General features: G+C 40.5%; 12 protein-coding genes. 9 read left to right on the top strand and 3 right to left on the bottom strand.

Annotated elements, in window-relative coordinates; genetic code table 11:
* Positions 1-239 precede the first annotated feature (239 nt).
* The 3 genes from HMPREF2802_RS07260 to hemQ form a co-directional block, all read right to left on the bottom strand.
* Entirely contained in the window at positions 240-692 is a 453-nt protein-coding gene (locus HMPREF2802_RS07260; RefSeq protein WP_002472513.1) for a threonine/serine exporter family protein, read from the bottom strand.
* Between the two features lie 18 nt (positions 693-710).
* The gene (locus HMPREF2802_RS07255; protein WP_070503324.1) at positions 711-1,484 is read right to left on the bottom strand and encodes a threonine/serine exporter family protein; all 774 of its coding nucleotides are present in this window, start codon (positions 1,482-1,484) and stop codon (positions 711-713) included.
* Positions 1,485-2,353: 869 nt separating this feature from the next.
* Positions 2,354-3,103 carry a hydrogen peroxide-dependent heme synthase gene (gene hemQ / locus HMPREF2802_RS07250; protein ID WP_002472593.1) on the bottom strand — a complete coding sequence of 250 codons (750 nt, stop codon included), beginning with the start codon at positions 3,101-3,103 and terminating at the stop codon, positions 2,354-2,356.
* Positions 3,104-3,297: 194 nt separating this feature from the next.
* Here hemQ and pta point away from each other — a divergent pair, with 194 nt between their 5' ends.
* From pta to HMPREF2802_RS07205, 9 genes are all read left to right on the top strand, one after another.
* Complete coding sequence (gene pta / locus HMPREF2802_RS07245; protein ID WP_049405965.1) at positions 3,298-4,284, top strand: phosphate acetyltransferase; 987 nt, start codon at positions 3,298-3,300, stop codon at positions 4,282-4,284.
* Positions 4,284-5,117 (top strand): lipoate--protein ligase family protein, encoded by an 834-nt coding sequence (locus HMPREF2802_RS07240; protein ID WP_070503322.1) that lies wholly within the window; start codon positions 4,284-4,286, stop codon positions 5,115-5,117. Before pta ends, HMPREF2802_RS07240 begins: the two co-directional genes overlap by 1 nt.
* Before the next feature lie 666 nt (positions 5,118-5,783).
* Positions 5,784-6,707: a mevalonate kinase gene (gene mvk / locus HMPREF2802_RS07235; RefSeq protein ID WP_070503320.1), complete on the top strand. Its 924-nt coding sequence runs from the start codon at positions 5,784-5,786 to the stop codon at positions 6,705-6,707.
* A gap of 3 nt (positions 6,708-6,710) precedes the next feature.
* Positions 6,711-7,694: a diphosphomevalonate decarboxylase gene (gene mvaD, locus HMPREF2802_RS07230; protein ID WP_070503319.1), complete on the top strand. Its 984-nt coding sequence runs from the start codon at positions 6,711-6,713 to the stop codon at positions 7,692-7,694.
* A gap of 12 nt (positions 7,695-7,706) precedes the next feature.
* Entirely contained in the window at positions 7,707-8,783 is a 1,077-nt protein-coding gene (locus tag HMPREF2802_RS07225) for a phosphomevalonate kinase (protein ID WP_002472545.1), read from the top strand.
* A 298-nt stretch (positions 8,784-9,081) separates the two neighbouring features.
* The gene (locus tag HMPREF2802_RS07220; protein WP_002472556.1) at positions 9,082-9,426 is read left to right on the top strand and encodes a YuzB family protein; all 345 of its coding nucleotides are present in this window, start codon (positions 9,082-9,084) and stop codon (positions 9,424-9,426) included.
* Between the two features lie 209 nt (positions 9,427-9,635).
* Positions 9,636-10,571, top strand: a complete 936-nt coding sequence (locus HMPREF2802_RS07215) for an aldo/keto reductase (RefSeq protein ID WP_070503317.1) — start codon at positions 9,636-9,638, stop codon at positions 10,569-10,571.
* Between the two features lie 154 nt (positions 10,572-10,725).
* On the top strand, positions 10,726-11,268 hold the full coding sequence (locus HMPREF2802_RS07210; RefSeq protein WP_070503315.1) for a flavodoxin family protein: 543 nt from the start codon (positions 10,726-10,728) through the stop codon (positions 11,266-11,268).
* A gap of 476 nt (positions 11,269-11,744) precedes the next feature.
* Positions 11,745-12,227: a GNAT family N-acetyltransferase gene (locus HMPREF2802_RS07205; protein WP_002472542.1), complete on the top strand. Its 483-nt coding sequence runs from the start codon at positions 11,745-11,747 to the stop codon at positions 12,225-12,227.
* The last annotated feature ends 11 nt before the right edge of the window (positions 12,228-12,238 follow it).

Genomic DNA, 12,238 nt, shown 5'->3' with positions numbered 1-12,238 from the left:
TGCATTTGAAAGAGCTACCGCTTTCTCAAATGCGAGTCAACTGTGCGGGGGCAAGACAACGAAATTAAAGATTTCTGTCTATTGGATAATCACTAGTAAATGAAATAAATCTATTCAGTTACTTTTAAATATAACAAATACGCAGTGGTTGTCTGCATTTGAAAGAGCTACCGCTTTCTCAAACGCTAGACAACTGTGCGGGGGTGAGATAACGAAATCAAAGATTTCTATCTCACTCTCTAAATCTTTTTACGCGTACGAACGAAACCTGAAACGACTAACTTGGAAATTTGATCTGCGAACAGTAAGCCGAGCGCAATAGCACCTGCGATAAGCGTCACTTCTAACATCGTGTTGATTGCCTTACTGAAGTTGAGCAGAATCAAGTTCTTCGTCGCATCATATGCCAAACCACCTGGTACGAGTGGAATGATACCTGGCACCATGAAGATGATAACAGGCTCTTTCTTGTAACGTGCCATCACATGACTTAACAGACCGAGCACGAGACTACCAAAGAAGCTCGCATAAATCGTGTGGAGTTCGAAACCGTGGTAGAACAAGGCATAAACCATCCAACCACATGCGCCAACGAACCCAGCAGTATAATACAAACGTTTCGGTGCATCGAATATGACACAGAAAAATAATGAAGCTAAATAACTAAAAATAAAGTTTAATATCCAGAACATATGAGATACTCCTCAAAATTAGAAAATAATCAAAATCGAACCGACGCCAGCGCCGATACCGAAGGCAGTGACGAGGGCCTCTAAAGATTTCGTCGTGAAAGTCAACATGTGGCCACCAAAGAGATCTTGAATCGCATTGGTAATCAAGACTCCAGGTACTATCGGCATCACGGCTGCGATGATGATTTCTGGTATGGAACCACCTGGAATCAAAGAGTGGCCAAAGACAGCAAGCAGACCAATGACCAGAGAACCGATAAACTCTGGAATGAATTTCGCATGGAGTTTTCGGTCTAGAATTTCAACGACAATATAGCCAATGGAACCTGCGATGAGTGCGGTAAAGATATCCACCAAATGGCCTCCTTGTAGATAGAGGAAGCTGATAGAAATGATGGCTGCTGCGATAAATTTAAAGATCAAATCGTGACGAATACTTTGTTCGTTATAAATATATTTGAGTTCTTCGTAAGCTTCATCGAGCGATAATATGCCCTTCGTAATTTGTCGTGAGACTTCGTTTGTGCGTGAGATACGGAACAGGTTCGTATCACGAGTTTTAATTCGGAAAATACGAGGATTGGTTTCATTATGTAACATAAAGTTGATTACTGTATTCGTGACGAAACTATTACTTTCAGTATAGCCAGCGCTCGCTGCGATACGACTCATCGTATCTTCGACGCGCGTCCCTTCAGCGCCAGATTCTAACAAGATACGGCCTGCTAAAACTGCGACGTCCTTTACACGGCGTTCGTCTACATTAGTATGAATAGGTTGTTGATGTGTCATTCTTATCACCAGTGTTAGTATTGATTGATTAAAATATTATAGCTAAAATCTTGATGAATTAAGTAAAATATCGTTACTTGATTTAAAAACAATTTTTAGATTTCATTAATGAAGAGTTAGCTAAATATAAAATAGTTAAGATTATTGTGAATCCTTACATTTACTTAAATAAGTATAACTGCTTAATTTCAACAAAATTAATATACTATAAGCCTTCAAATTATAAGTGAATAATGTAGCTTATATTGGTTTTTTAAAGACAACTAAATATATTTAAGAATTTCTTATACTTTAACTCACAATAAATAAAGTTAAAGTATAGTGTCTTCTTTGGTTAGTAATTTATTTGTTTTTGTAGGAGAAAGTCTTAAATAGATTCTTTACTCCTATCAGACGCTTAATTAAGCAGAGTTATTTAAAGTACACTTATTGTAACACGTTTTAGTCAAATGTCATTAAGTTGTAGGACAACTTTATTATAGATGTGAATACGATTAATATAAAGGTATTATTACACTAATATTTAGATTGAAAATGTTTTGAAAATTTTAGAATGGTTATTATAGTACTAGTTAACTGTTCCAGCATATTGGGTAGCGACAATATAAGGCAGTTAATCTATGAATTAGTAGTGGATAAAGTTCTCCCAAACACTACGAAGTGGCGTATTTCGACTAAGAAGTACGCCACTTTTTCGACTATTATGATAGGAATTTCTGGAAATCCTCTTATATATCAATTTCTTCATGCTCATAACTTTCTCATTTTATCCATATACGAAAGACTCGAATTAAAGCCTTTTAACCTAGAAAAAAAGCCCAAGGCCATAAATCACCTTGAGCTTCCGCTATAAAATCTCTCATTCAACTTTAAAGAGATAAGAAGTCTTGTAAATCTTCTTTCTCAACGATATGACCTACGAAGAAGCTACCAAAGTCGCCATAGCGCGCAGTTGTTTCGTCGAAGCGCATATCGTAAACAATCTTCTTGAATTGAAGTGGGTCGTCTGCGAAGAGTGTTACGCCCCATTCGTGATCGTCGAAACCGATAGAGCCTGTGATAAATTGTTTAATCTTACCAGCATAGCTACGGCCAATCTTACCGTGCGCATACATTAACTCTGAACGTTTCTCCATTGGTAACATGTACCAGTTGTAAGTTTCGTTACGACGTTTATCCATTGGGTAGAAGCAGATGTATTCTGCATGTGGTAATTCAGGATAAAGACGTGGTTTGATGTGTGGGTTCTCATATGGATCTTCATCAGGATTAGTGTGTAAGTAGTTACCTAATTCGATGACAGATACATAAGAGTACGTAGGAATGAGGTAGTCCGTAATCTTCAATTTGTTGAATTCATTCTCTACTGTGTTGAGATCTTTCATTTCTGGGCGTAGTACCCATAGTAAGATGTCAGCTTTTTGACCTGTGATATTGTAAAATGCGTGATCTCCCGCATTATTTTCTCTTGCAGATTCATGTTTCGCTAAGAATGAACGTAATTCATCAATTAACTCGTTACGATCTTCTTCAGATAAGAGACGGAAAGTCGTCCAATCTACCGCGTAGAATAAGTGTAAGCTATACCAACCATCTAATGTTTCTGGTGCTTGTGGCATAGATGATCACTCCTTTAATCAAGTTATCGTTTCACTTACAAATTTTATCACACATTATGGCGCTTTCATAAACAATAGTTCGGCTTAATTCTGACGATTATATGAACTTCAAAGGATAATAGCATTTTAAAAATATCTTGCGTATAATAGAAACTAAAGATAAATATGTGAAGATTCACTAAGGGGGACATACCATGACTTTATTAAATGTGTTACAAGATAAGCTATCAGGAAAGAATATCAAGATTGTCTTGCCTGAAGGGGAAGACGAACGTGTACTTACAGCCGCAACACAGTTACACAAGACAGACTATGTATCACCAATCCTATTAGGAAATAAAGAGAAAGTACAAGCGCTAGCAGACGATAAAGGTTTGGATATTTCAGATATCGAACTGATTGACCCAGAGAACAGTGAATTGAAAGATGAGCTCGTGTCTGCATTTGTTGAACGTCGTAAAGGTAAAGCGACTGAAGAAGACGCGAAAGAACAATTGAAAGACGTGAACTATTTCGGCACAATGCTCGTGTATACAGGCAAAGCGGAAGGTCTCGTAAGTGGTGCTGCGCATTCAACAGGCGACACAGTAAGACCAGCGCTACAAATCATCAAGACGAAAGAAGGCGTGTCTAAGACGTCTGGTATCTTCTTCATGATTAAAGATGACAAACAATATATCTTCGGTGATTGTGCGATCAACCCAACTTTAGAAGCACCAGATTTAGCTGAAATCGCAGTTGAAAGTGCGAAATCTGCGAAATCATTCGGTATGGAACCACGTATCGCTATGTTGAGCTTCTCTACGAAAGGTTCAGCGAAATCTGACGATGTAGAGAAAGTATCTACAGCCGTTCAAATGGCTCAAGAGAAGATCGCATCAGAACAAATGGACGACGTAGTGATTGATGGAGAATTCCAATTCGACGCAGCGATCATGCCGGAAGTTGCTAAGAAGAAAGCACCTGATGCGAAGTTACAAGGTGATGCGAACGTCTTCGTATTCCCAAGTTTAGAAGCGGGTAACATCGGCTACAAGATTGCGCAACGTCTCGGTGGCTATGATGCAGTTGGACCAGTACTTCAAGGTCTCAACTCACCTGTGAATGACTTATCACGTGGTTGCTCTACAGAAGACGTTTACAACTTATCCATCATTACTGCAGCGCAAGCGTTACAATAATGGATTTAACGAGTAAATATTTCAGCGGGATTGAATGGCGCTACGTCGATCACTCTACAGGTTTAGCGCCCATGCAGTCCTTTGCGTTTGATGATACTTTATCAGAAAGTGTCGGTAAGGACCTATCTTGCAACGTGGTTCGTACTTGGGTCCATCAACATACTGTCATCTTAGGTATCCATGATTCGCGTTTGCCGTTTCTGAATGACGGGATTCGTTACTTGACGGACGAGCAAGGTTTCAACGCGATAGTGCGCAATTCAGGCGGTTTAGGTGTGGTGCTTGATCAAGGCGTGTTAAACATTTCACTCATCTTCAAAGGAAAGACCGAAACAACAATTGATGAAGCCTTTACAGTGATGTATTTATTGGTCAGTAAAATGTTTGAAGATGAAGACGTTGAAATTGAAACACGAGAGATCACCCATTCCTACTGTCCTGGCAAATTTGATCTCAGTATCAATGGACAGAAATTTGCAGGTATATCTCAACGTCGCGTGCGTGGAGGTATTGCTGTTCAAGTTTATTTATGTGTGGAAGGTTCAGGTAGTGAACGTGCAGCGATGATGCGTGAGTTCTATAATCGAGCATTGCAAGGAGCCACGACGAAGTTCACATATCCAGATGTGTGGCCGAGTTGCATGGCGTCACTTGAAGAACTCTTCCAACATGAGATGTCCGTTCAAGATGTCATGTTCAAATTGCTTTATGCGTTGAAAGATTTAGGCAGTACACTAAACATGGATCCTATCACGGAAGACGAGTGGCACCGTTATGATGGTTATTTTGATAAAATGCTTCAACGCAATGAGAAGATTAATCGACGTGTTTAAGTTTATTGACCCTTCAAAGTGAGTCGCTTTGGAGGGTCTTTTACCGCGAGGATAACTCGAGTGAGAGAGGAGAAGCGCGATTTCGAATTCAGATATCTACCGCGCAAATGATAAACGCCCAGATGATGAGATGAGCAGTCGCTTTCAAGGTTGACTTCGTGATAAGATAACTACGGATATTGAGAAGTGGGACATCAATTTTACTTCTTTTTAATTTTACGCTTTGATTATATACGCCTCGCGTTTTATAATAAGAACGTAATCTATATAATTAGTAGCTGGTCTCAAATTTATTTGAGAAAATATGAGTAAAAGTGTGTCGAAGTCGGGTAATTAAGTCTTAAGACTGATATAATTATCACGAATTTGTGAAATACTTAAGTTTCATTTGAGAAATTTTTTTGCTCACTTCATCGACATGTTTGTACGACAGATAACGTCACAGGTGTGGGTATAACGAGAGTGACGTTAATCTTGCATGCCGATTGAAGATAGAGCACCCACATAACTCATCGATTCAATCGTGACAGATTGACTAACATCGAGATTGAACGCTCACTTTTAACGAGAGTCCGGGCAGAGAGACAGACTTGAATCGCTATATTAATCGTGAGCATTGTGCAGATAGAATGCGTATTTAACTGTTAAAATTAAAGGTGATAAATTATGACTCAACATGGAATTGGGGAAGCGAATGGAAAGGTAATACTTATAGGTGAACATGCGGTGACGTTTGGTCAACCGGCCATAGCGATACCTTTCACTACTGGACGAGTGAAAGCATCGATCACTGCTTTAGATGAAGGTCATGCTTCAAGTATTACGAGCGATGTTTACGAGGGCGATTTAGACTATGCTCCGGAACACATTAAAGCTGTAGTAACACGTTTCATTGAGAAATATCATATCGATAATCCGATACATGTCGTCTTTGAGACAAACTTGCCACCATCACGCGGGTTAGGCTCTAGCGCAGCGATGGCGGTTGCTTTCGTGCGGGCAAGTTATGATTATTTAGAGCGTCCTTTATCGGATGAGCAGCTGATCGAAGAAGCGAACTGGGCTGAGCGGATTGCGCATGGTAAACCGAGTGGCATTGATACGCAAACGATTGTTTCAAATCAACCTGTCTGGTTTAAACAGGGTAAGGTTGAGAAATTGAAGCCGTTAGATATCCATGCCTATATGGTAGTGATCGATACAGGTATTCAAGGTTCAACGAAGCAAGCGGTTGAAGATGTCCACCGTTTGTGTGAGTCAGACGCACATTACATGGCTTGTGTTGAACGTTTAGGCGAACTTACATATCAAGCATCGGAAGCGATTGAACAACATGATTTCCATAAACTAGCAAATGTCTTTAATGAAGGTCAGAAGCATTTGCGTGAATTAACAGTCAGTCATGACAAGATTGAAATGCTCTTAGAAGCGAGTCATCAACATGGCGCTACAGCTGGTAAATTAACAGGTGGCGGCCGTGGTGGTAGTATGATTGTCTTAGCTGAGGATAAAGAAACTGCGGACAAGATTGCTGAGAGTGCAGAACATTTAGGCGCGCATCACACATGGATTGAGTACTTAGGAGGTTAGAACGTGGCTACAAGCGGGAAAGCACGAGCTCATACAAATATTGCGTTAATTAAATACTGGGGTAAAGCGAACGAAGAAGAGATTATCCCGATGAATAATAGTCTGTCTGTTGCGTTGGATCGTTTCTACACAGAGACGAAAGTGACGTTCAGTGAGACGTACGATCGAGATGTGTTGATCTTAAACGGTGAAGAAGTGAGCGACAAGGAAAGTGCAAAGATTCGACGTTTTATGGATATTGTACGTGAGAAAGGTCAAACATCAGATTATGCGCTCATCGAAAGTGAGAACTTCGTGCCGACCGCAGCTGGACTCGCATCTTCTGCGAGTGCTTACGCAGCATTAGCAGCCGCTTGTGATGAGGCGTTACATCTTCAGTTGTCTCCAAAAGACTTATCACGGCTTGCCCGTCGTGGCTCAGGGTCAGCTTCCCGTAGCATCTTTGGTGGTTTCGTTGAGTGGGAAAAGGGCACAGACGACCAGACTTCTTACAGCTACCCTGTAGAAACGGATCGTTGGGAAGGTGACTTAGCGATGATTTTCGTCGTGATTAACGATCAATCGAAGAGCGTTTCAAGTCGTGCAGGCATGTCATTGACACGACAGACCTCCCGCTTTTATCAGTATTGGCTTGATCACGTTGATGAGGACATTGCTGAAGTGAAACAAGCGATTGCTAACAAAGACTTCAAACATTTAGGTGAAGTGATTGAAGCCAATGGTTTGCGTATGCATGCGACGAACCTCGCTGCAGAACCGCCGTTTACGTATTTAGTTCCGGAAAGTTATCAAGCGATGCAAGTTGTACATGAATGTCGTGAACAAGGTCATTTGTGCTACTTCACGATGGATGCAGGTCCGAACGTTAAGATTTTAGTGGAAAAGAATAATGTGGACGCCGTAGTCGACGCGTTACATCAACATTTCGATAAAGAGAAGATTATTACGAGCGATATTACACGTTCAGGTGTGGAAATTATTGAGTAAGGAAGAGATATCATGATTGAAACGAAAGCGCCAGGTAAATTGTATATTGCAGGAGAATACGCAGTCACTGAACCTGGATACAAGTCTATATTGATAGCTGTAGACCGCTTTGTCACTGCAACGATTGAGGATTCCGAAGTGGCACAAGGGTCTATCCACTCCAAAGCGTTACATCACGAACCCGTTAATTTTAAAAGAAATGAAGATCAAATCGTCGTCTCAGACTTGCATGCAGCTAAACAGTTAAAGTACGTGATTACAGCCATTGAAGTCTTTGAGCAATATGCGCGCAGTAAAGGCATGGAATTAAAGCACTTCCACTTAACTATTGACAGCAATCTCGACGATGCTTCTGGACATAAGTATGGTCTCGGTTCGAGCGCGGCTGTACTCGTTTCAGTAGTCAAAGCGTTGAATGAATTCTATCAACTGAATCTATCTAACTTGTTTATTTATAAATTAGCAGTAATCGCGAACATGAAGTTACAAAGTTTAAGTTCATGTGGTGATATTGCGGTGAGTGTCTATACAGGTTGGCTCGCATACAGTACCTTTGATCATGAATGGGTGAAACAACAAATCGAAGAAACATCAGTGAACGAAGTGTTGAAGAAGAACTGGCCAGGTTTACACATCGAACCTTTACAAGCACCGGAGAACATGGAAATCCTCATTGGTTGGACAGGTTCACCAGCTTCGTCTCCACATTTAGTGAGTGAAGTGAAACGCTTGAAATCCGACCCTTCTTTCTATGGTCGTTTCCTTGAACAGTCTCATGCGTGTGTGGAGAAATTGATTCACGCGTTTAAGACGAACCACTTGAAAGGCGTACAGCAGATGGTGCGTTTGAACCGTACGATTATCCAGCAGATGGATGCTGAAGCGACAGTAGATATTGAAACACCAACATTGAAGACGCTTTGTGAAATTGGTGAAAAACATGGTGGTGCTTCGAAAACGTCTGGTGCTGGTGGCGGTGACTGTGGGATTACGATTATTAATAATGAGTGCGATAAACAAGCGATTTATGACGAATGGCTTCAAAATGGTGTGAAACCGTTAGAATTTAATATTTATCATGGTCAATAAGATGAGTTGTTTGAATATGATTACAATCAAATGATATAGCTTCAATCCGCGCTATGGTTGGAGGTATATGATTTGATTCCTTATCCAGCGTGCGTTAGTGCCTTAGCATCAAGGTGTTACGTTAACGACCTGGATTTTAATTTTGTAGTCTGTATTTTTGTAAAAGGTGAAAGAACGGTATATACATGGAGTATTTTACTAGTAGCATGAGCTGCCATACTAGCGTAACTACACAATTGGTATTATGATGGACATGCATATAACGGCGATGAGTTTGAATGGGAATGAGGTGAGACGTTTGCAAAATAAATTTATGATCTGTGATGATTGTCAGGCTGTGAATTGTAAGTCACTTGAACGTAAATTGAAAAAGTTAGATCCGGAAGCGGAAATTGACATTGGCTGTCAATCTTATTGTGGACCTGGACGCAGAAAGACCTTTGCGTTTGTGAATAACCGGCCGCTTGCTGCACACTCTGAGGATGAGCTCATGGAGAAAGTTGAAAAGCAATTACAGAAACCTCGTGACCCAGAAGAGGAAGAGCGTTTGCGTCAACGACATGAACAACGTAAACGTCGTAAAGAAGAACAAGACCGTAAGTTAAAGGAAAAATTAGCACAACGTAAAAAGTCAAAAGCATAAAATAATGTAGCGTGAAGACGGATTAGCATTCTAAGGAATGATGCGTCTCACGCTTTTTTTGTGCTGTGTTAACTATCAGTTCAGCGCCAAAGATGCAGTGAGAGCTACTTCAAATCTGGTCTATACTAAGTCATCTATATACCCCACCTGCTTTCCTATGATTAAATAGAGGGGAATAAGGTAATACAAAGATTAAAGGAGATGACAAGATGACGGATAAAGTAAGATTAGGACACTCAGACGTTTACGTACACCCCATCGCATTAGGAACGAATGCTGTAGGTGGACACAATTTATATAACAATTTAGATGAAGAACAAGGTAAAGAAGTCGTGCGTACGGCAATCCGTAACGGCTTAAATTTACTGGATACCGCCTTTATTTATGGACCGAGACGTTCAGAAGAACTCGTAGGCGAGACAGTGAAAGAATTCCCGCGCGAAGATTATGCGATAGCGACGAAAGGTGCGCACTATTTCGATGACGAGGGTAATGAGCATTATTCAAATGACCCAGAATTCTTGAAACAACAAGTTGAAGAAAGTCTTGAACGTCTACAAGAAGATTACATTGATTTATATTATATTCATTTCCCAGACGAAGACACACCTAAAGACGAAGCGGTAGCTGCTTTAAAAGAACTGAAAGATCAAGGCAAGATTAAAGCGATTGGTGTCTCTAACTTTAGTCTTGAACAATTGAAAGAAGCGAATAAAAATGGCGACGTAGATGTTGTGCAATTAGAATACAACTTGCTCAATCGTCAGAATGAAGCTTACTTAGATTACACGACTGAACATAATATTACGTTTATCCCTTATTTCCCATTGGCTTCAGGTTTGCTCGCTGGTAAATACAATGAGAATAGTACCTTTGATGATTTACGTACGAAAAATCCTGATTTCCAAGGTGAGCGTTTTAAAGAGAATTTACGAAAGGTAGACCAGTTACGTGAGATTGCCGACAATCACGATGTGGATGTGGCGCACATTGTACTTGCGTTCTACCTCACTCGTCCATCTATTGACGTTATTATTCCTGGAGCGAAACAATCGACTCAAGTGGTAGATAACTTGAAGACGTTAGAAGTTGAATTAACAGACGAAGAAATTCGCTATATTGATGAGCTCTTCCCAGTTAAATAACTTGTGTGAACTAGCACGATGATGACAAGGACGTGTGTATTTCCTTTTAACTAATGAGTAAGAATATGGTAATACATGACTCTGAAATGATGTTACGCATGTTAACTATAGAAGCTGAGAAGAACGGCAGATCATGCAGAAAGGGGGATGTGTAGTGATTACTGTACTATTTGGAGGAAGTCGTCCAGAAGGCAATACGGCTACGTTGACGAAACAAGCGCTGGAAGGCGTCGAACATACGTGGATTGATTTAACGGATTATCGTTTCGATCCTGTGAGAGATGTGAGACATGAGAATAGCGAGATTCGTGACTATCGAGATGATTATAAAGAGGTCATCGATCAGATGTTAGCGAGTGATATCGTCATCTTTGCGTCGCCAATCTATTGGTATAGTGTTTCTGCCTCGTTGAAAGCCTTTATCGATCATTGGTCAGAGACGCTCGAAGATCCAGATTACGCACACTTCAAAGAACGATTAGCTGAGATTGATTTCCGACTCGTCATCGTGGGTGGCGATTGTCCGCAAGTTAAAGGAAAGCCATGCTTGAAACAGATTGAGTATAGCTTGGAGTTCTTAGGTGCACGACTTTCAGACTCCATCATCGGCTCTGCAGAGAGACCTGGTGATATTTATAACGACCGCTATGCCCTAGATCATGCTGCACGTTGGAATGATGAGTTGAAAGGGCAATAGAAGACGAGCTGGCTGGTTAAGTGTAAAATACGCTAAGTCGTTAAGGATGTAAATAAAAGTCATGCATCCAGCATAGAAAGTGGATGGCTAAGTTTATTAAAGCTTAATTAATAACTGCGCGGTAGCTAACTGAATTTGAAAAGACGTTTCACTTTTCTCAAACTCTAGTCATCCTCGCGGGGGCAGGACAACGAAATCATAGATTTCTGTCTAATGAATATGTAGATAAATAAGTTTTAGCATACTGAAATGATACATTCTTTCTAATTTTAATAACTACGCGGTAGCTGACTGAATTTGAGAAGGCGTTACACTTTTCTCAAACTCTAGTCATCCTCGCGGGGGCAGGACGACGAAATCATAGATTTCTGTCCTGCTCCCTTTTATATCTCAAAGGGGAGGCCATATAGTAGAACGTTAATTTGTGATATAATGTGTCTATTCATAAATTTATCAACGAAGGGGTGTGCGACGATATGACTAACGTGAGAGAAGCCACTCAAGCTGATGTTCAAGGAATCAGAGATGTAGCAACGAAAGCTTGGTATAATACATACCTTAATATTTATGCAGCCACTACGGTTAATGCATTCTTAGAGGCATCTTACAACGAACATAACTTACTTCAACGTCTCGAAGATCAACTCTTCTTAGTAATTGAAGAAGATGACCAAATCATTGCGTTTGCAAATTTCATACATGGTAAAGAGTTGTACTTGTCTGCGCATTACGTCCGTCCTGCATACCAACATCATGGACATGGAGGCGCGTTATTGCAAGCGGGTCTCGATACTTATCGTCAGCGCTATGATACGTTATACGTAGAAGTAGATTGCAGAAATAAAGATGCCGTGAACTTTTACCTTAACCAAGGCTTTGAGCAAGTGCGTGTCTATCAACATACGATGTACGGAGAACTCATGGAGCTCGCACTGTTACGTAAGACTTTAACGCATTGATAAAAGGAGGC

The organism is Staphylococcus sp. HMSC071G07, from assembly GCF_001811435.1.
GTDB classification, from domain to species: Bacteria; Bacillota; Bacilli; order Staphylococcales; family Staphylococcaceae; genus Staphylococcus; species Staphylococcus pettenkoferi.
The sequence above is the reverse complement of the archived record's forward strand: the minus strand, read 5'-3'. Positions and strand labels throughout refer to the sequence as shown.

What these genes read in the sequence shown, in the direction of transcription:
- HMPREF2802_RS07205 (WP_002472542.1), top strand. Translation starts at nt 11,745, where the DNA reads ATGACTAACGTGAGAGAAGCCACTCAAGCTGATGTTCAAGGAATCAGA.
- mvk (WP_070503320.1), top strand. Translation starts at nt 5,784, where the DNA reads ATGACTCAACATGGAATTGGGGAAGCGAATGGAAAGGTAATACTTATA.
- hemQ (WP_002472593.1), bottom strand. Translation starts at nt 3,103, where the DNA reads ATGCCACAAGCACCAGAAACATTAGATGGTTGGTATAGCTTACACTTA.
- HMPREF2802_RS07225 (WP_002472545.1), top strand. Translation starts at nt 7,707, where the DNA reads ATGATTGAAACGAAAGCGCCAGGTAAATTGTATATTGCAGGAGAATAC.
- pta (WP_049405965.1), top strand. Translation starts at nt 3,298, where the DNA reads ATGACTTTATTAAATGTGTTACAAGATAAGCTATCAGGAAAGAATATC.
- HMPREF2802_RS07240 (WP_070503322.1), top strand. Translation starts at nt 4,284, where the DNA reads ATGGATTTAACGAGTAAATATTTCAGCGGGATTGAATGGCGCTACGTC.
- HMPREF2802_RS07255 (WP_070503324.1), bottom strand. Translation starts at nt 1,484, where the DNA reads ATGACACATCAACAACCTATTCATACTAATGTAGACGAACGCCGTGTA.
- HMPREF2802_RS07215 (WP_070503317.1), top strand. Translation starts at nt 9,636, where the DNA reads ATGACGGATAAAGTAAGATTAGGACACTCAGACGTTTACGTACACCCC.
- HMPREF2802_RS07260 (WP_002472513.1), bottom strand. Translation starts at nt 692, where the DNA reads ATGTTCTGGATATTAAACTTTATTTTTAGTTATTTAGCTTCATTATTT.